21 protein-coding genes are annotated in these 18,995 nt (G+C 56.2%); 14 read left to right on the top strand and 7 right to left on the bottom strand.

Features of this window, described 5'->3' with window-relative positions:
• Positions 1-67 precede the first annotated feature (67 nt).
• A complete protein-coding gene (locus GA0071314_RS11845) occupies positions 68-757 on the top strand; it encodes a VIT1/CCC1 transporter family protein (protein WP_074396835.1) in 690 nt (229 codons plus the stop codon).
• A gap of 10 nt (positions 758-767) precedes the next feature.
• Here GA0071314_RS11845 and GA0071314_RS11840 read toward each other — a convergent pair whose 3' ends face one another.
• Both GA0071314_RS11840 and GA0071314_RS11835 read right to left on the bottom strand, forming a co-directional pair.
• A complete protein-coding gene (locus GA0071314_RS11840) occupies positions 768-1,088 on the bottom strand; it encodes a TraR/DksA family transcriptional regulator (protein ID WP_074396834.1) in 321 nt (106 codons plus the stop codon).
• A 26-nt stretch (positions 1,089-1,114) separates the two neighbouring features.
• Positions 1,115-1,474, bottom strand: a complete 360-nt coding sequence (locus tag GA0071314_RS11835) for a hypothetical protein (RefSeq protein ID WP_074396833.1) — start codon at positions 1,472-1,474, stop codon at positions 1,115-1,117.
• 379 nt (positions 1,475-1,853) lie between these two features.
• Here GA0071314_RS11835 and GA0071314_RS11830 point away from each other — a divergent pair, with 379 nt between their 5' ends.
• Positions 1,854-2,348, top strand: a complete 495-nt coding sequence (locus GA0071314_RS11830) for a hypothetical protein (RefSeq protein ID WP_074396832.1) — start codon at positions 1,854-1,856, stop codon at positions 2,346-2,348.
• 48 nt (positions 2,349-2,396) lie between these two features.
• Here GA0071314_RS11830 and GA0071314_RS11825 read toward each other — a convergent pair whose 3' ends face one another.
• Positions 2,397-5,111 (bottom strand): cation-translocating P-type ATPase, encoded by a 2,715-nt coding sequence (locus tag GA0071314_RS11825; RefSeq protein ID WP_074396831.1) that lies wholly within the window; start codon positions 5,109-5,111, stop codon positions 2,397-2,399.
• Between the two features lie 302 nt (positions 5,112-5,413).
• On the opposite strand from GA0071314_RS11825, the gene GA0071314_RS11820 reads away from it, so the two are divergent.
• Positions 5,414-6,223, top strand: coding sequence for a methyltransferase domain-containing protein (locus tag GA0071314_RS11820; RefSeq protein WP_074396830.1), 810 nt, complete (start codon positions 5,414-5,416; stop codon positions 6,221-6,223).
• Positions 6,220-7,215, top strand: coding sequence for a methyltransferase (locus tag GA0071314_RS11815; protein WP_074396829.1), 996 nt, complete (start codon positions 6,220-6,222; stop codon positions 7,213-7,215). The genes GA0071314_RS11820 and GA0071314_RS11815 overlap by 4 nt, the downstream gene beginning before the upstream one ends.
• Here the strand turns inward: GA0071314_RS11815 and greB are convergent, their stop codons facing one another.
• Positions 7,216-7,752, bottom strand: coding sequence for a transcription elongation factor GreB (gene greB, locus GA0071314_RS11810; RefSeq protein ID WP_074396828.1), 537 nt, complete (start codon positions 7,750-7,752; stop codon positions 7,216-7,218). It lies immediately after the preceding gene.
• 174 nt (positions 7,753-7,926) lie between these two features.
• Here greB and GA0071314_RS11805 point away from each other — a divergent pair, with 174 nt between their 5' ends.
• The 6 genes from GA0071314_RS11805 (at position 7,927) to cysN (ending at position 13,058) form a co-directional block, all read left to right on the top strand.
• Complete coding sequence (locus tag GA0071314_RS11805) at positions 7,927-8,571, top strand: hypothetical protein (protein WP_074396827.1); 645 nt, start codon at positions 7,927-7,929, stop codon at positions 8,569-8,571.
• Between the two features lie 74 nt (positions 8,572-8,645).
• A complete protein-coding gene (locus GA0071314_RS11800) occupies positions 8,646-9,317 on the top strand; it encodes an NUDIX domain-containing protein (protein WP_074396826.1) in 672 nt (223 codons plus the stop codon).
• A 2-nt stretch (positions 9,318-9,319) separates the two neighbouring features.
• A complete protein-coding gene (locus GA0071314_RS11795; protein WP_074396825.1) occupies positions 9,320-9,766 on the top strand; it encodes a DUF1249 domain-containing protein in 447 nt (148 codons plus the stop codon).
• The gene (locus GA0071314_RS11790; protein WP_074396824.1) at positions 9,766-10,500 is read left to right on the top strand and encodes a metallophosphoesterase; all 735 of its coding nucleotides are present in this window, start codon (positions 9,766-9,768) and stop codon (positions 10,498-10,500) included. The genes GA0071314_RS11795 and GA0071314_RS11790 overlap by 1 nt, the downstream gene beginning before the upstream one ends.
• 159 nt (positions 10,501-10,659) lie before the next feature.
• Positions 10,660-11,622, top strand: a complete 963-nt coding sequence (gene cysD / locus GA0071314_RS11785; protein WP_442905888.1) for a sulfate adenylyltransferase subunit CysD — start codon at positions 10,660-10,662, stop codon at positions 11,620-11,622.
• Positions 11,622-13,058, top strand: coding sequence for a sulfate adenylyltransferase subunit CysN (gene cysN, locus GA0071314_RS11780; protein WP_074396822.1), 1,437 nt, complete (start codon positions 11,622-11,624; stop codon positions 13,056-13,058). Before cysD ends, cysN begins: the two co-directional genes overlap by 1 nt.
• A gap of 100 nt (positions 13,059-13,158) precedes the next feature.
• Here cysN and GA0071314_RS11775 read toward each other — a convergent pair whose 3' ends face one another.
• From GA0071314_RS11775 to GA0071314_RS11765, 3 genes are read right to left on the bottom strand one after another with little or no spacing between them, the layout of a single operon-like run.
• Positions 13,159-13,968 (bottom strand): substrate-binding domain-containing protein, encoded by an 810-nt coding sequence (locus GA0071314_RS11775; protein ID WP_074396821.1) that lies wholly within the window; start codon positions 13,966-13,968, stop codon positions 13,159-13,161.
• Between the two features lie 35 nt (positions 13,969-14,003).
• A complete protein-coding gene (locus GA0071314_RS11770) occupies positions 14,004-14,726 on the bottom strand; it encodes an ATP-binding cassette domain-containing protein (protein WP_074396820.1) in 723 nt (240 codons plus the stop codon).
• Positions 14,723-15,427: an ABC transporter permease gene (locus tag GA0071314_RS11765; protein ID WP_074396819.1), complete on the bottom strand. Its 705-nt coding sequence runs from the start codon at positions 15,425-15,427 to the stop codon at positions 14,723-14,725. The genes GA0071314_RS11770 and GA0071314_RS11765 overlap by 4 nt, the downstream gene beginning before the upstream one ends.
• Positions 15,428-15,558: 131 nt before the next feature.
• Between GA0071314_RS11765 and GA0071314_RS11760 the strand changes: the two genes are divergently transcribed.
• The 4 genes from GA0071314_RS11760 to GA0071314_RS11745 all read left to right on the top strand — a co-directional run bounded on the left by GA0071314_RS11760 (position 15,559) and on the right by GA0071314_RS11745 (position 18,995).
• The gene (locus GA0071314_RS11760) at positions 15,559-16,446 is read left to right on the top strand and encodes a helix-turn-helix transcriptional regulator (protein WP_074396818.1); all 888 of its coding nucleotides are present in this window, start codon (positions 15,559-15,561) and stop codon (positions 16,444-16,446) included.
• A 97-nt stretch (positions 16,447-16,543) separates the two neighbouring features.
• The gene (locus GA0071314_RS11755) at positions 16,544-17,107 is read left to right on the top strand and encodes a type 1 glutamine amidotransferase domain-containing protein (RefSeq protein WP_074398518.1); all 564 of its coding nucleotides are present in this window, start codon (positions 16,544-16,546) and stop codon (positions 17,105-17,107) included.
• Positions 17,107-18,243 carry an App1 family protein gene (locus GA0071314_RS11750; RefSeq protein ID WP_074396817.1) on the top strand — a complete coding sequence of 379 codons (1,137 nt, stop codon included), beginning with the start codon at positions 17,107-17,109 and terminating at the stop codon, positions 18,241-18,243. The genes GA0071314_RS11755 and GA0071314_RS11750 overlap by 1 nt, the downstream gene beginning before the upstream one ends.
• A gap of 77 nt (positions 18,244-18,320) precedes the next feature.
• On the top strand, positions 18,321-18,995 hold the full coding sequence (locus GA0071314_RS11745) for a zinc metallopeptidase (RefSeq protein ID WP_074396816.1): 675 nt from the start codon (positions 18,321-18,323) through the stop codon (positions 18,993-18,995).

Here is an 18,995-nt window from a genome sequence, read left to right as displayed (position 1 = left end):
TCTGCTCACGCGATAAAGCATTCACTGGGCCGCAAGTGCTTTGGTCGTCGGCGAGGAAACTAAATCTATGACACATATAGAGCCCCATCGGTCCCATCGTACGGGGTGGTTGCGAGCTGCCGTATTGGGCGCGAATGATGGCATTGTCTCAACTAGTAGCCTCATTCTTGGGGTCGCGGCGGCCAATACAACGCAGAACGATATATTGTTAGCTGGCATTGCAGGGCTGGTGGCCGGTGCCATGTCGATGGCGGCTGGGGAGTATGTTTCGGTCAGTTCACAGTCCGACACTGAAAATGCTGATCTTGAAATCGAGAGAAAATCATTGGATGAGGATTACGAAGACGAGCAAGCAGAGCTCGGCGCCATCTACGAAGCCCGTGGCCTTACACCGGATTTAGCAAGCCAGGTTGCCCAGCAATTGATGAAAAACGATGCGCTTGGCGCTCATGCTAGAGATGACATTGGGTTAGCTGGCAGCGGAAAAACAAAACCTCTTCAGGCCGCACTTTCATCGGCCTCTACCTTCACCATCGGCGCTCTGTTCCCTTTATTGGTGGCTTGGTGGGCGCCGCACGAGCAATTGATTATATTGGTGGCGTTGTTCTCGTTACTTTTTCTAGCTTTTTTGGGTGCTATAGCTGCATGCGTTGGTGGGGCGCCGATAGTAAAAGGTGCATGGCGTGTGATGTTCTGGGGGGCACTCGCAATGGCCTTAACAGCGGCTATAGGACGCCTGTTTGGAATTGTGGCATAAAAAATTCCTTTTACACGTCGGAGCAATTTCTACAACGTGTGGTATGGGGTAAAGCCTCAATACGATTAGGAGCGATCTTCCTGCCACACTCTTCGCAAGAGTCGCCTACCCGAGCATCAATGCGTGCCAGGGCGCGTTTGATCTGGGCCAGTTCCTCCTCGGCTTCAGCCTCCAGTCGCGCGATCACCTCATCGTTGTGGATTTCAATCGCCTGCTCATCAAGACCCTTATCCAGAGCGCCGTTGATACGGTGGCGATGATCTTCGTAGCGCTGTACGCGGGCCAGAAGTTCAGCCTTCAGGGCTTCCAGCCGTGCTTTTCTGTCTTGCATGGTTGCCTATAAGCCCCCGGCTGCTCTCATAGTTCAGACCAAATGCGCTCTCTAAAATCGTCGCTGAGCTCAGACACCTGGCGTATTCGGTTATAGGTAGCTTCAGTCATGTCTCCAGAGATTTTGTGATAGCAGGACACCATAGAGGTTAGTGTTGGGGGGCCATCGAAACCGAGCATGCACTGTGTCAGTCTGCTATGAAGGGGAGCCACTGTTGAAATAAGGTCAAGCTCGTGACGAAATGCTTCGTTGAAGGTTTCCAGCCAAATGCGTTGCAGCTTGACCACCGAGTTAGTGGTTTCTAGCCAAGACTGATACCAGAAATCAATCAGGGTATCGTCACTGATCGCTTTTGGGTCGGCATGCGCTTTGGTAAGTGTTGACATTGTGTTTTCTACTCCTGTGCTAGTTTAAATATTATAGTTGTCCTTTTTTCTTTGGCAGGTTATAGGGTTGTTTGTTTTGATGTAGGTCAAATTTTTAACATTAAGGAATTTTTTGTGGTTTTGATGTGGGGTAATTAGTTTTTGGGTTTTATTGATTACATGGGTAATGCTTTAGTGTGAGATTTTTTAGTTAAAATCTATGTGCTATAAGTTATTTAAAGCTAATCCTTAAATATTAAGTAGTGTCGCCATCTTTAAATTTTATTATTTATAAAATAAACATTGATGGGAGTCATGGAATGGCCTATTAGCTCTGCTTTAGGATGTCGCCAGGCCGTTGCTAGGCTCTGTCCTTAATTTATAGCGAGGTTAAAAAGTCATGGATAAGCTAACAGCACTTAACTTTTTGCCACAAGAACAACTTGTTTTGGCTTATTCGCATGAAAAAATGGAAGTAAATCGCTACCGCTGCCTAGCGCTAAGGTTCCTTTCTATTGATCCACCTGTGAACAGGTTGATGAGCGCGATAGGTATAGAGTGCGTCCACCGTCTTGAATGGTTGAAAGAAGTGGCTACTCGAATGGATCTTTCCGCCTGTGTTGCCGAGCCGTCGTATCCAGGGGCTTCTCCATTATTTAATATCAATAAACAACATTTTTTTGTTGTAGATGAGCTTATGGGGACTCAGCTTCTCGAGCAGGCCGAAAAAGCCGCGAAAGAGACCTTCATGTTTTTCAGTTGGTTGCTGGAAACGAATGCCACTCCAGAGCTAGATCGACCTTTTTTAGGTTTTGTAAATCAAAAGACAAATGAATTTCACGTGCTTCAAGAATGTCGCCAGAACTGGACTGCGGGCATGTCGATAGCTTTTTAAGTTTTGCTCTGGCTCAAAAGCTTCAGCTATCAATGCCTGCAAGTTTTCTCACTTACACCCGCGGGCGCGCAGCACGTATTTTTCCAGCTCCACGATCAGGTAAATGGCAAGGCTACTGATCAGGATAACGCCCCAATGACTAAGATGGAGCCCCTCGCTTTCGAAGATGACCTGCATAAAGGGCAGGTAAGTCCAGACGAGCTGGAGCACTACAATCGTACCGATGGAAATCCATACCGGACGACTGCCGAAGAGGCCCTCCAGGCTGAGGGTGCTACGCAGCAGGTAGCGGCTGTTGATCAGATAGGCAGCACTCCCCATTACCAGCATATTGACCGCACCGGTGCGCGCCAGCATTTCACTGCCGCCGTGCAGGAGTATCCAGCCGAACATTCCAAATACACCGAGCAGCAGTAACAGAGAGACAAAAACCACCCGCCAGAGAAGGAACAGATCAAGCAGTGAGGCGTCGGGGTCTCGTGGCGGGCGAATCATAATATCTTTTTCGGCCCCTTCGAAGGCCAGCGCAAGGCCCAGCGTCACTGCGACGACCATGTTGACCCAAAGCGCCTGTAGTGGCGTGACCGGCAGGGTAGTGCCCGCCAGCACGGCGAGCATGATCGCCAGCCCCTGGCCGCCGTTGGTTGGCAGTAAAAAGGTGATCGTCTTGCGAATGTTGTCGTAGACCTTGCGACCTTCACGGATGGCCCCGACGATGGTCGCGAAGTTGTCGTCGGCCAGCACCATCTCGGCGGCCTCCTTGGCAGCCTCAGTGCCCTGGATGCCCATTGCCACGCCCACGTTGGCGCGCTTCAGGGCTGGCCCATCGTTGACCCCGTCGCCCGTCATGGCGCAGATGCCGCCGCGGGCCTGCATTGCCTTCACCAGCCGCAGCTTGTGCTCTGGTGCGGCGCGCGCGAAGACGTCCACGTCGAGAATGATGGCCTCGAGTTCGGTATCCGACATGGCCTCTATCTCACGTCCGCTTATAGCCCGCTCGGTATGGGCAAAACCCAGCTGTCTGGCGATGGCCAGTGCCGTCGCGGCGTGGTCGCCGGTGATCATCACCGGACGAATGCCAGCGGCAAGGCATTCTTTCACCGATGTGATGGCCTCTTCCCGAGGTGGGTCGAGCAGCCCCACAAGGCCCAGCAGCACCAGTCCTTCTTCGGCATGTTCATCCTCCAGGTCACGGTCGTCGTGGATCTGCTTCTCCGCCAGTGCCAAGACGCGCAAGCCGCGTGAGGATAGCGCTTGGATACGCTCCTCCCAAAGCGCTACGTCCAGTTCGCTATGCTGGTTTCCATCGCGCACCTGATGGCACATCTCAAGTAGGCGGTCGGGTGCACCCTTAACCAGCAAAAGGCGTTCGCCGTGCGCTTCGTGGAGCGTTGCCATGTACTGGCGTTCGGATTCAAAAGGAATGGCATCATGCCTGGCGTGGTCGCTTCGCAGCGTACCGGCCTCAAGCCCTGCCTTGGCGGCGGCGACGACCAGGGCGCCTTCGGTGGGGTCGCCATGGATCCGCCAGCGACCTTCATCCTCGGCGAGCTCGGCATCATTGCAAAGCACGGCAACCTTCAGGAAGTGGCGCAGTTCATGAGCTTTATCCAGGTCAATGAATCGGGACGCCGGCTTGTCTTCTTGCATCCAATAGAAACGACCTTGCGGGGAAAAGCCGGTGCCCTCAATGCGTATCGCACCCTCGGGTAGCCAGACTGTCTCGGCGGTCATCTCGTTGCGGGTCAGGGTGCCGGTCTTGTCGGAGAAGATCGTCGAAATGGAGCCCAGCGTCTCTACCGCCGGAAGGCGCCGGATAATTGCGTTGCGGCGAGCCATGGTCTGCACGCCCAAGGCTAACCCAATGGTGACGATAGCCGGCATGCCCTCGGGGATGGCCGCTACCGCCAGCCCCACGGCGGCCATGAACATGTTGCCTAATGGTTGACCATGCACCAGCAAGCCGAAAGCGCCCGTGAGAATGGCGGCAACGAGAATAAACAAGGCAAGTATCTGGCCGGCGCGGTCAATCTGGCGCAGTAGCGGTGTCTTGAGCTGCTCGACGTCGCGCAGCATCTCCGATATCCGGCCGATCTGGGTGTGCGCCGCAGTCTCGACGACCAGTCCGTGTGCATTGCCCTGGACGACGATGGTGCTGGCATAGGCCATACAGGTGCGGTCGCCCAGGTCGGCATCATCGTCTACCGCCTGGGTCTGCTTATCTACCGGCGTGGACTCGCCAGTCAATGAAGCTTCCTCGGTGCGAAAACGCTGCGCCGTCAACAGGCGCAGGTCGGCCGGGACTCGATCACCGCTCTCAACCAGCACAACATCACCCGGCACGAGTTCCTCGGCAGGAATGGTCAGACGCTTTCCGTCGCGCAGCACTGCGGCCTGGGGCGAGAGCATTCGGCGGATGCTATCCAGGGCCTTCTCGGCCTTGCCCTCCTGTATGAAGCCGATCAGCGCAATGATCAGCACCACACAAAAAATCACGACGGCATCAATGGCGTGGCCCAGCCCCAAGCTGGCAACGGACGCCACGATCAGTACCAGCATCAGGATGTTATTGAACTGCGCGAGTAGCCGCTGCCACCAGGGACGACCCTTCGTTTGTTCGAGCTGGTTGGGCCCATGAGTGGCTAGCCGGCGCTCGGAAGCCTGAACGCTGAGGCCATCGGCTGTGCTGTCGAGTTGCTTGAGCGCTTCACCTACCTCCAGGGCATGCCAGGCAGTTTGCTTGATGCGGTTGGGAGCAGCCATTGTTTCTCCGACATGAGCGAGGTGAGAGGATGCCAGATAGTAAACACGTTGCGGGCTTTAAAGCATTGATGCAGAGCAACACGTAGGTGTAATTCATGAAATTTATAGTTGCCGCTTGAGACATCGTTCCTCTGCGAGCTCAAAGTGCTGCCATCCTCAAACGCCAAGTTTTCCATGCAGGGAGAAAAATATACTTAGGTCCTAGATGAAAGGTTTGCCCACATCAGGATGTTAGTTTTGGCAGAAAGCACCGTCCAAGCAAGGTAAACTAGCCGACTTTGAAACCACAACTGGCTTCAGGCATGCAGCGAATTGAAGAATTAAGCGAAGCGGGGGATCGGTACTTCGATGGCCTGGTGGACAAGTTTTCCCGCTCGCTCTACCAGGCGCCGCGGGGTGAGCTGCGCCTGGCCATGCTCGACCATTTATTGCCGCAAATGCTGGAGCTGAACCAGCAGTCGGTACTCGACGTTGGCGGCGGGCTCGGCCAGCAGGCCGCGTGGTTTGCCAAGCGAGGGCACGCCGTCACAATGACCGAGCCATCCGCCGACATGCTGGCCTATGCCCGGCAGTGGCATGCGGCATGCGACGAACTTTCCTCGCAGGCGATCACCTATGGGCAGACGCCGTTGCAGCAATTGGCCGATGAGCACCCCGGCCCCTGGCCGCTGATCACCTGCCATGCCGTGCTGGAATGGCTGGGTGATCCGCGCGCGGCGCTGGCGTCATTGGCGGCGCTTTTGGCGCCGGGCGGGCAGTTGAGCCTGATGGTCTTCAATCGCGATGCGCTGCGTTTTTCCAACGCGCTGAAGGGCAACGTGGACAAGGCGCTGAGCGACCGGTTGGAGGGGCAGGGCAAGCGCCAGCGCCTGACGCCAATCTCGCCGGTGACCCACGACCAGGTAGTGCAGTGGAGCGCGGGTCACCATCTGACTATCGAGTCCGTAGCCGGGATTCGTATCTTCCAGGATTATCTTCAACACCCGCCGACCAGTGACGCCGAGCGTGACAAACTGCTGGCGCTCGAAAAGCAGTATTGCCAATACGACCCCCATTGGCGGCTGGGTCGCTACCTGCTTTATACCCTCAGCAAACCGGAGTCTGTCGCATGAGTGCTCAATCACCCGCCTGCCAACTATTAGAACGACAGCCAGCGCGTCATGCGCCGCTTTGGGTGGTGGGCCCGCCGCTAGATCCTTGGCTGATTGAGCAGTCATATGGCGTGATCAGTGGTGATTTAGCCGTGCTCAACGCTTGGCGCGCTCGCGATAAGCTGGCATTTACCCCCTTTGCGGATGAGAGCGGCGCGCATTTGACAGGCGACGTGGTGCTGTTCTGGCCTAAAGCCCATCAGTTGGGTATTTGGTGGCTGCAGTGGTTATGCGAAGTGTTACCCGCCGATACGCCGGTAGACATTGTCGGTGAGCATAATGGCGGCATCAAGCGAGTGCCCAAGGTGCTCGCCGAACGCGAGATGTGCTGCGACAAGCTGGATAATGCCCGACGCTGTTCGTTGTTTGCGACCCGCACGGTAAAGGCTGCCGCCTCGGAAGATGTGTGGAAGCGCTTCGATGCGCTAGGCGTCACGTTGGTGAGCCACCCCGGCGTGTTTGGGCACGGCAAGGTAGATGAGGGTACCCAACTGCTGCTGGAGGGCTTAGAAAACGAGCTTCCCCGACCGCCGCAGCGCGTGCTGGATATGGGCTGCGGCGACGGGATTATCAGCGCATGGCTTGCGCAACAGGGGCATCAGGTAACCGCCGTTGATGTCAGCGCGTTTGCGGTTGAATCGACCAAGCGCACACTGAGCATTAACGGCCTGGAAGGCCGCGTATTGCAAAGCGATGTCTATAACGCCTTACAAGACGAGTCCTTTGACATCATCGTCAGTAATCCGCCGTTTCATCAAGAGCGTGATATCAGCTATGGGCCAAGTCAGCGATTAATCAGCCAAGCACCGGCCCACTTGACCTCGGGAGGTCAGCTGTTGATGGTCGCCAACGCCTTTTTACCGTACCCCGATCTGCTCCAGAACGCTTTTCAGCAATTTCAAACCCTGGCGGATAATCGCCGCTTCAGAGTGTATCGCGCGCAGCGGCGTTAATTACCGTTTAGGGGCGTACTCAATGGTTGTTACGGTGTAGAACGTCTCGCCATTGGGCGTGAGCACCGTTATATCATCGCCCACTTCCTTGCCCAGCAGGGCTTTCGCCATGGGTGCATCGATGCTGATCCAGCGTTTTTGCGTATCGGTTTCATCGTGGCCAACAATGCGGATATACAGTACTTCGCCGTCTTCATCTTCCAGGCTGACAAAGGCACCGAAAAATATTTTATCGGTGTTGGCAGGTAAACGGTCAACCACTTGGAGTTCATCCAAGCGTTTGGTGAGGTAACTGATACGGGCAATAACGCGATTGAGTTCCTTTTTATTGTAGGTGTAATCCGCGTTTTCACTGCGGTCACCCTGGGCCGCCGCTTCGCCCACTTTCGCCGAAATTTGCGGGCGTTTTACCCGCGAGAGGTGATCTAGAATACCCCGCAGACGTGCTGCGCCCTCAGCGGTAATCAGGTTGCTTTTGGGTTCCTGGCGCGGGTCTTTTGCCGGATCGCGCCAGCGGGTCATATTGCGGCCTTTCATTGCCAACTCCCTTTTGGTGAGGCGACACCTACTTTAACGTGATTTGCCATAGCTGGGCCAAAAGTCGTGTAAATGATTTGCGACTGGCGATTCATTCAAACGTTCGTTACATTGTCTGGGTGGCTTACTTTCCCACATGCATTTATCGGATAACAACAATCCAAGGAGTAGATAATGGCGCACTCAAACCTGATTCGCTATTTCGCATTGACCGCACTCAGTGGTTCATTGGCGCTCGCATCGTTTAACGCTGTGGCCTATGAAAGCGATCTTTACTCGCTTAAAAATCGCTGGGAGCACACGGTGACCGAGATGCCTGAAAGCGAGCGCGAGGAAGCGCTGAACGGCTTAGTAGATGAAGTCAACCAGCTTGCCGAGCAACACCGTGACGAAGCCGAAGTTTTGGTTTGGAAAGGTGTCATATTGGCGGCTTATGCCCGTGAGCGCGGTGGCCTCGGAGCATTGGGCGTTGCCAAGGACGCCCGTGATACGCTTGAACGTGCCGTAGAGATCGACCCACAAGGCAATAACGGTTCGGCCTATGTGACATTAGGCGCGCTATACGACCGTGTGCCCGGGGGCTTGATCGGTTTTGGCGATAGTGACACGGCGGACGACATGTTCCAGCGCGCGCTGGAGATTCGCCCTGATGGAATCGACGTAAACTATTACTACGCGGCTTTTTTGCAGGAAGAAGGCAATACTCAGGCGGCCCGAGAACATGCCCAGCGCGCTGTGGACGGCAGCGCCCGAGAAGATCGCCAGCAATCCGATGAAGCGTTGCGCCGTGAGGCCGAGGCGATGCTCGGCGAGTTGTAGCGTAATTTCGCCAAATTGGCATTCCCAGTGACAAGCATTGATAATAGGACGATTGTTATCACTGGGAGCGCCCAATGGCATCCAGCGCCAGCACGCTTTTACTCGACACGCCGCTAGGCCGCCAAGATGTTGAACTGCTCAAACGTGAAACCTTGCACCAAGGTTTTTTTCGTTTAGAAGCACTTGAGCTTCGCCATCGCTTATTTGAAGGGGGGTGGAGCGGTGTCATGCGTCGTGAAGTCCATCATCGCTTTGATGCCGTGGGCGTGCTGCTTTACGACCCCGAGCACGATGCCCTAGTGCTGGTAGAGCAGTTTCGCGCAGGCGCCGTCGATGACCCGCACACCCCGTGGAAGCTAGAACTCGTGGCGGGCCTTGTGGAGCAGGACGAGTCACTTGAAGACGTTGCTCGCCGCGAGGCCATTGAGGAGGCGGGTTGTCGTGTGGAAAAGCTCACCAAATTACACACTTACTACCCCAGTCCAGGGGCCTGCAATGAACGCGTGACGTTGTTTTGCGGCTTAGTTAATACGCAGGGGCTAGGCGGGATTCATGGCCTTGATGAAGAGCACGAAGATATTCGTGTTCATGTCGTGTCTTTTCCCACCGCTTGGGAACTCCTGGGTACGGGAAGACTCGACAACGCCATGTGCTTGATTGGAATGCATTGGTTAGCAGGCCAGCGCGCTTCACTACGCGCCGCCTTCCAGCCAATCCCCCCGCAGGGCGAAACTGACAAGGAGTGATCATGGCGAAAATGGCTTATGTCACCGATTTGAAGACGCTACAAGCCGAATGCAGCGCCAACTACTTGCGTTTGGTTCGCCTGGTAGGTGAGCTTGAAAGCGGCCAGCGTCGCGACATTGCCTTGCGCGGCGATGACCAGTACTTCGGCGATTTACACCTGACGATTTTGCAGCACGCTCCCTACACCACCATGGTGGAAGTGACGCAGAGCAGTCCGATGGACACCTTGTGGGAAGGCCCGCGAATGCGTGTCCATCTTTACCATGATGTGCGCATGGCGGAAGTCACCGACTTTCAACGCGAGCGCCATTTCAAAGGGCGCTACCGCTACCCCAATGCCCGGATGCATCAGCCTGATGAAAAGCTTCAATTGAATCGCTTTCTCGGCGAATGGCTGGCCCATGCATTAGCCCATGGGCATACCGTTGATGTGCCGGAGCTACCCTGATGCGGCTGATACAAATCACCGACGCTCACCTTTACGCGGATAAACAAACGCGTTCCCGAGCCGGTGTTCCATGGCGACACTTACAGCGCGTGCTGCAAGCGGTCATCACGGAACAGCCCGATCTGGTGGTGTTCAGCGGTGATATTAGCCAGGACGAAACGGCAGCATCTTATACGCTGGCTTATGAAGCGATGTCGCAACTGTCATGCCCTTGGGTGTGGCTGGCAGGCAATCACGACCAGCCTGCGCTTATGCTAGAAACGCATCCGCTGCATGATGAAGTGGCGTTGCCGCCTTGGCGCATGCTGCTGCTCCACACCCAGGTAGAGGGCGGGCCGTACGGTGAGTTGGGCCAAGAGGCGCTAGCCTCGCTATCCGCAAAGCTGAAGGGGGATGAAAGACCTACCTTAATAGTAATGCATCATCCCCCAGTTGATGTCGGCGCCGCCTGGATGGATGCCATCGGTTTACAAGACCGTGATGCGTTCTGGGACATCCTCAGCGCGCATCCCCAGGTCAAGGTCATCCTTTTTGGCCATGCTCACCAAGCCTATGCGCAGCATCACAGGGTGGGTGAACATGATGTTGCGGTTTATGGCTGCCCGGCGATTTCTGATCAATTCATGCCCGGTGCCAAACATTTCATGATTGATGAGGCTTCGCGCCCAGGTTATCGCATCGTTGATCTCAAGGATCAACAGTGGGATACCTGGATTGAGCGCGTCACGGTATAGCCGCTATGGCGGCTTTTTGACCTGTTAGGCGGGAAAGGCATAAAAAGATAGTTATTAATTCTTTTGGGTTATTATTGCCGAGACGTTACCCTACCCACATTCTAGCGCTCAGCGTTTTTACGCAGTGCCACAGGGTTTGTTTTTGTGAGGTAGTTGGCCATGTCCCAGTTTTCCACTCTCTCAGCCGCATCGCGGACTGAGATGCCAGGCGCGCCAAGCGCTGCGCGCATGACGCACTTAAAAGAGCTTGAAGCAGAATCGATCCACATCATCCGCGAAGTCGCCGCCGAGTTTTCCAACCCGGTGATGATGTACTCCATCGGTAAAGATTCTTCGGTCATGCTGCATCTGGCGCGCAAGGCGTTTTATCCCGGTACGCCGCCGTTCCCGCTGATGCACATCGATACGACCTGGAAATTCCGCGAGATGATCGAGTTCCGCAACCGCATGGCAGCCGATGCGGGCATGGAGCTTATCGTTCACACCAACGAAGAAGGTCGTACGGCGAACATCAATCCGTTCGACCACGGCAGCGCCAAGTACACCGACATCATGAAAACCCAGGCGCTCAAGCAAGCGCTGGACAAGCACGGCTTTGATGCGGCGTTCGGCGGTGCCCGGCGCGATGAAGAAGCCTCCCGTGCCAAGGAGCGTGTCTACTCCTTCCGCGATAAATACCACCGCTGGGACCCGAAAAAACAGCGCCCGGAGCTGTGGAATATCTACAACGCCAAGGTCAACAAGGGCGAATCGATCCGCGTGTTCCCGCTCTCCAACTGGACCGAGCTGGATATCTGGCAGTACATCTACCTGGAATCGATCCCCATTGTGCCCTTGTACCTGTCAGCCCCGCGCCCCGTGGTCGAGCGTGACGGCATGCAGATCATGGTCGACGACGACCGCCTGCCGCTGGAGCCGGGCGAAGTACCGGAAGAGAAGTGGGTGCGCTTCAGAACCTTAGGCTGCTACCCGCTTACCGGCGCGGTGGAATCCAAAGCCGCCACCTTGCCCGAGGTCATCCAGGAAATGCTGCTGACCAAAACCAGCGAACGCAGCGGCCGCGCCATCGACCACGACCAAGCCGGCTCGATGGAAAAGAAAAAGCGTGAGGGGTACTTCTAATGGCTCACCAATCCAATTTAATTGCCGATAACATCGAGCAATACCTTCACGAACACGAAAACAAGGACCTGCTGCGCTTTATTACCTGCGGCAGCGTCGACGACGGCAAGTCCACGCTGATTGGCCGGATGCTTCATGACTCCAAAATGATCTTTGAGGATCAGCTGGCGGCGATTACCCAGGCCTCCAAAACCAGCGGCACGACCGGCGATACCGTCGATCTTGCGCTGCTGGTCGATGGCCTGCAGTCGGAGCGCGAACAGGGCATTACCATTGATGTTGCCTACCGGTTTTTCTCCACCGACAAGCGCAAGTTCATTATTGCCGATACGCCAGGGCACGAGCAGTACACCCGCAACATGGCCACCGGAGCGTCTACTGCAAGCTTGGCGGTGATTTTGATTGATGCGCGCTATGGCGTGCAGACGCAAACCCGCCGTCACAGCTTTATTGCCGATTTGCTGGGTATCCAGCACTTGGTCATTGCGGTCAATAAGATGGACCTGGTCGACTTCTCCGAGCAGCGCTTTAACGAAATTGTCGAGGAGTACCGTGCCTTTGCGACCAATCTGAACGCTCCAGATATTCGCTTTGTGCCGATGTCGGCGTTAAAGGGCGATAACGTTGTCAATCCCAGCGAGCAGACGCCTTGGTATTTCACCGCGGGTTACGAAGGCAAAACGCTGATTGAGCTGCTGGAAAGTGTCGAGGTGACCTATGACCAGAACCTCAATGATCTGCGCTTGCCGATACAGTATGTGAACCGGCCGAATCTGGACTTTCGTGGCTATTGCGGCACCTTGGCAGCCGGCGTGTTGCGCCCTGGGCAGGACGTAAAAGTGTTGCCGTCGGGTAAAACCTCGCGGGTTGCACGGATTGTTACCTTCGACGGCGATTTAAGTGCGGCGTACCCCGGCCAGGCGATTACCGTCACGCTTGAGGATGAGATCGACATCTCGCGTGGGGACTGGCTGGTCAGCGCCAAGGAAGAGCTGCCTTTGTCCAACGCCTTTACAGCAGACATCGTGTGGATGCATGAGGACGCGCTGGCGCCGGGCAAGCTATATGACTTTAAGCTCGCTACGCGGGACCTCTCAGGGCAGGTCAGCGCGATTGATTATCAGATAGATGTAAATACGCTTGAAAAGCACGCCGCTGACTCGCTGAGCCTGAATGCGATTGCGCGCTGCGAAGTCGAGCTGACGGCGGCGATTCCGGTGGATGATTATCGCAGCAGTCCTGGCACCGGCAGTTTTATTATTGTTGATCGGCTGACCAACGTCACCGTCGGCGCCGGGATGATCCGTGGCGTGGCCAATGCGTCAGATGGCGGTTCTGGGAAAACAGACTGGGCGGCGTTTGAGCGTGACCTTAACGCCCTGGTACGTAAGCATTTTCCGCACTGGGAAGCCAAGGATATTCGCCAGTTGCTATAGGTGTCTAGGCGGTATCAACTGGCCAAGATAAGGCCATGGTGAGATAAAAGCCCCAATGGCGCATGCCATTGGGGCTTTTCACTGTTTATGCCTCGGCAGGTTATTGGGCGTTGGGGAAAAACAGCTGTTGGCCATCGACTGTGTAGTCGGCGATGGCTTGCTGGCCCTCTTCAGAGACGAGCCATTCATGCCACTGGGCGGCGAGATCATGCTTTAAGTGTGGGTGCTTGTCTTCCGACATCAGCAGGCTGCCGTACTGATTGAATAGCGCTTCGTCGCCTTCATAAAGCAGCGTTAAGTCCTGAGGATTTTCAAAGGCGACCCAGGTGGCGCGGTCGGTAAAGGAATACGCGCCCATTCCGGCGGCGGTGTTAAGCGTTGGGCCCATGCCGCTGCCCAGTTCGCGGTACCATTCGCCGCTTGGCTCAATAGACGCGCTTTCCCAAAGACGCTGCTCGGCGCGGTGCGTGCCACTGTCGTCTCCGCGCGAGGCAAACGGTGATTCGCTTTCGGCGATACGCTGCATGGCGTCGTCGATTGAGTCGCTGTCTTCAATGCCAGCGGGATCGTCCTGGGGACCGACGATCACGAAATCGTTGTACATTACGTTTTGTCGCTCGGTGGCGTAACCATCGGCGACAAACTGTTCTTCCCCCTCCGTGTCGTGTACCAGCAGGCTATCGGCATCACCGCGCCGGGCGGTTTCAAACGCCTGGCCGGTGCCCACTGCGACGACACGCACATCAATATCGGTCTTGTCGGTAAACTGGGGAATGATGGCATCAAACAACCCCGAGTTTTCCGTCGAAGTGGTGGAGGCCAGAGTGATGTAATCGCTATCGGCCAGCACAAGGCCGTTCCAAGCCAGGCTTAGCAGGCTTATGCTCGTTACTACTGTGGTCTTTTTCATATCACGATCCCTTCTTGTGGTGAGGAATACCAGGGCTACCAAACCAGCTCACCCTGAATAAACGCGCGCCCTTCTGACGAGTGGGGCGTAGAGAAAAAAGTGTCGGCCGGGCTGTGCTCCCGTATTTGCCCGTTGTGCAAAAACACCACGTCATCGGCCAAGCGTTTAGCCTGATGTAAATCATGAGTGGTCATGACAATGCGGGTGCCGCTAGCATGGAATTTCAACACGGCATCTTCGACGGCTTTAATAGCGGCTGGGTCCAGCGCCGAGGTGGCTTCGTCCAGGAACAACACATCCGGGTTAAGCAGCCAGGCGCGGGCCAGGGCCAGACGTTGCTGTTCACCGCCTGACAGCACGCGGGCCGGGCGGTGAGCCAGCGCGGTTAATCCAAAGGTAGCGAGCGCTTGAAAGGCACGCGCTTTGCGCTGGGCGCGGGGCACTTTATGGATGCCCAGCACGTAGGTCAGGTTGTCGAGCGCCGAGCGGCGCAGTAGCACAGGGCGTTGGAACACCATGGCCTGTATCGGCGTCGCACCTTGCCAGCGGACGCTTCCGCTGGTGGGCGCAAGTAACCCGTGGGCCAGGCGCATCAGCAGGCTTTTGCCGGCCCCGTTAGGCCCCATGATGACCGTACGTTGGCAGCCTGAAAGGGTCAGCGAGGTCGGGGCCAATAGGGGTTGCCCTCGGTGCTGGAAGCTGACGTTATCCAGCTGCAGGTCGGCAATCGGGGTTTGTGTAGGAAAGGGCGCGTTCATCCTAAGCGCCTCTTGGCGGTTTCGCCCATCAGGTGGGCAAGCGCGTTAATCAGTGTCACCAATGCCAATAGAATAATCCCCAGCCCCAGTGCCATGGGTAGATTGCCTTTACTGGTTTCGAGCACGATGCTGGTGGTCATCACGCGCGTTACGCCGTCGATGTTGCCGCCGACGATCATGACGGCCCCCACTTCAGCACTGGCGCGCCCAAAGCCAGCGAGCATCACGGTGATCAGCCCCACGCGCGCATCCCATAGCAGAGTGGGCATCATTCTCGCCGTGGATAACCCCAGTGATTGCAGTTGCTCTGCGTATTCGCCGTGCAGGGCTTCTACTTGCTGGCGAGTCAATGAGGCGATGATGGGCAACACCAGCACCCATTGGGCCACCACCATCGCGGTGGGGGTAAACAGTAAGCCCATTTCACCCAAAGGCCCGGCGCGCGATAACAACAGATAAACACATAGCCCCGCCACCACGGGAGGCAAGCCCATCAGGGCATTGAGCGAAATGATCACCCCATTGCGGCCAGGGAAGCGCCACAGGGCCAGGGCGGCACCCAGCGGTAAACCCGTTAGCGCCGCCAGTACGACGGCCGCGAGCGAGACCTGCAGCGATAGCGTCACAATTGAGAACAGGTCACTATCCATCTGCAAAATAAGCTGCAGCGCCGTCAAAAAGGCATTGTCACTATTGGGCATCGTCAGTGGTCAGCCTGGTGAGAGAAGTTTGTTGTGTAAGATGTTGGCAGCATGTACTTAATGGTGCGTAAATGCATCTGATGCTGAAATATATGCAGTTAAATGCACAATAAAACCTAATGGAGTGGCGGATGCCGTCGACTGCTATGTATTTAACCACCAGCGAAGTCGCTGCCTACCTGCGTCTCAAAGAGCGCAAGGTCTATGATCTGGTTCGCCAGGGGCAGATCCCCTGCAGCCGAGTCACGGGCAAACTGCTATTCCCACGCCAGCAGGTGGATTTGTGGGTGCTCAACCATCTGGAAGGTGATCAGGCGCAACGTCAGCCGCTGCCCGCAGTTGTGGCAGGCAGCCAGGATCCACTGCTGGAGTGGGCGATCCGCGAAAGCCACTCGGATTTGGCCAGTTTGTTTCACGGCAGCGGTGACGGCGTTCGTCGCCTGTTGGAAAGTCGCGCCATGGTCGCTGGAGTACATCTGCTTGACCCCGCAAGCGGGCGCTACAATCAGCCCATTCAACTGGGATTGGGGGGCGTGAGGGACCTGGTCGTGCTGCGCTGGGCAGTGCGTCGTCAAGGGTTATTAATCGCTGAGGGCAACCCTTTGGGGATTACCGGCATGGCCGACCTCGCACGTCCTGAAGTGCGCGTGGCGCATCGCCAGCCTGGTGCTGGCGCTGCCCAGCTTTTAACGTACCTATTGGCACAAGCGGGGATTGCGACAACGGCGATTCGCTGGGTCACGCACCCGAGTTTAAACGAGGACGATTTGGCGTTAAGCGTGCTGCAAGGCGAGGCCGATGTAGGGTTGGGCGTTGAAGCTGCCGCACGTCGCCAACAGCTCGGCTTTATCCCGCTTTACGATGAGCAGTTCGACGTAATGATGCATCGCCGCAGCTACTTTGAACCGAGCGTACAGGCGTTGTTGGCCTTCACCCGCCAGCCGCGGTTTGCTGAGCGTGCCAAGGTATTGGGTGGCTACGATATCCGTCAAATAGGTGACGTGGTGTACAACGCCTAGTTCAGTAAATACAAGGTTGACGGCTTGACGATTATACAGCAGGTGCCACACTGGTAAGGCGTTGTTAATGTCACCTCATCACGAAATGGAGAGCATGATGAATCAAGCACTAAACGGTAAACGCGTCGCCATATTAGCGGCCGACGGCTTCGAGGAATCCGAGTTAAGCGTACCCCGTGCGGCGCTGCAGAAAAATGGCGTCGATGTTCATGTGGTTACCCCAGAAGGCAAAGGCATTCGTGCCTGGGCTGAAACCGACTGGGGTGACACGTATGAGGCGGATAAAGCCCTTGCTGACGTCAATGAATCCGATTACCACGCGCTGGTGCTGCCGGGTGGCCTGTTCAATCCCGATACGCTTCGTACCAATGATGATGCGCTCGATTTTGTACGAGCCTTCTTTCAGGCGGGGAAACCGGTAGCGGCTATTTGCCATGCGCCTTGGATTCTGATTAATGCGGGCGTAGTGGATGGTCGTCGCATGACGTCGGTAGCCAGTGTCGCCCAGGATTTACGCAATGCTGGCGTTGACTGGGTAGATGAGCCGGTGGTGGTCGATAGTGGCCTAGTCACCAGTCGTACCCCTAAAGACCTGGATGCATTTAACGCCAAACTCCTGGAGGAGTTACAAGAGGGCCGTCATTCAGGCCAGCACGCTTAATGGCGTGGCTTCGCCAGTGGGCAAGCTTCGTTAAGCGGCTTGTCCACGTTATCGCCAAACCCATGAAACGCGATCTTGGCCGCGGCGGGATGATGGTACATCCCTACCGTGGCTATGGGTCGCAGCATGAAGTGTTTGTTATGGGGCGGGTTTTCCGCCAAGCGGCATTGGGGCGCGCGATCCCCAGGCGCGGCATGCTGCGTGATACTGCCGACGTTGCTCGGCGAATTTTTCGTCGCGGGTTTGCCGGGGCAGAAGTAGAGCTTTCGTTAGGTGGCAATCAGCTGTGTGTGACCACCGACCGAGATGGCTACTTCGATGTTCATTTGCCTATTAGCCATGCACTCCCTATCGATGTGTCCTGGCATGTCGCCGACATCAAGGTGCAGGCTGATGGGCAAAGTACCGTTAATGCTCAGGTGGAAATCTATGTGCCGCCGCCTGAGGCGGATCTTCTGGTGATCAGCGATATCGATGATACCGTGATGTTCACCGGGGTGGCCGAAAAGCTCAAGATGCTCTATCGCCTGTTCGTGCGCAAGCCTCATCGGCGCACGGCGTTTCCGGGCGTTGCCTCCCTTTATCAAGCGCTGCATCGTGGCGGCAGTGAAAAAGCTGAACGACCTATTTTGTACGTCTCCCGTGGCCCTTGGGCTATTTATGAAGTGCTGGAAGCGTTTTTTCAGCTCAATCGTATCCCGGTAGGGCCGATTCTGTTCCTACGTGAATGGGGGGTTTCGCTTCGCCACCCCTGGCCGAGGCGCGCCGAGGCGCACAAACGCCTACTTATTGATCGCATGCTGGCGCTGTTTGATGAATTGCCATGCATCTTAATTGGCGATAGTGGTCAGCATGACCCCGAGGTATATAGCGATATCGTCCGTGACTACCCGGGGCGTATTAAGGCCATTTATATTCGCCGGGTCGGCCGCAACCCAGAGCGGGAACAAGCCATCCAGAATTTACGCAACCAACTAGCCGACACCGACTGCCAGCTAGTGCTTGCCGCTGACAGCGTGCTGATTGCCGAGCATGCGCGTGCACAGGGATATATCTCGGCACGCGGGCTTCATGCCGTCAAGCGCGATGTGGCTGCAAGCTATCTAGAAACTGTCAACGAACGATCTGCCAATTAATCTCGCCGGGTCAACACGTGCCGCCAAAATCAGTGTTTAATGGGTGATGGCAATACGTCGACGACTCGGGAGCCGCCATGTTCGTTGTGCTGATTATCGCTGCCCTGGCGATCTTTGTATTACCCAACCTCTGGGCAAAATGGGTCCTTAAACGCCATACCCGTGGACGCGACGATTATCCCGGCACCGGCGCCGAACTTGCTGATCACCTGCTGCGCCGACTGGGCATAGAGGGAGCGAGCGTTGAGCGCACCGAGTTCGGTGACCATTATGACCCTGAAACGCGCTGTGTGCGTCTTTCTCCGGATAACTACGACGGCCGCTCGTTGACGGCCGTCACGGTGGCTGCCCACGAAGTAGGGCACGCGCTTCAGCATTTTGAAGGCTACGCGCCGCTACTGGCGCGCAGCCGATTGGTGAAGGTTGCGCAAAAAGCCGAAAAGCTGGGCGCGATATTGATGATGGCGGCGCCATTCCTGTTTCTACTGACCCGGCTGCCGGGCGGGCTGGCGCTGGTGATCGTCATGGCCGTGATCAGCTTCGGCACCGCCGCCATGGTGCATCTGGTGACGCTGCCGGTCGAGTTTGACGCTAGCTTCAATCGGGCCCTGCCGCTACTAAAAGAGTATGTGCCCCCTGGCGATATGAAAGGCGCCCGGCACGTGCTTACGGCCTGCGCGTTTACCTACGTAGCGGCGTCGCTTGCCAGCGTAATGAACTTGGGGCGTTGGCTGGTGATTTTGCGAAGGTAA

Origin of the sequence: Halomonas sp. HL-93 (assembly GCF_900086985.1) — a bacterium.
Lineage (GTDB): Bacteria > Pseudomonadota > Gammaproteobacteria > Pseudomonadales > Halomonadaceae > Vreelandella.
The sequence above is the reverse complement of the archived record's forward strand: the minus strand, read 5'-3'. Positions and strand labels throughout refer to the sequence as shown.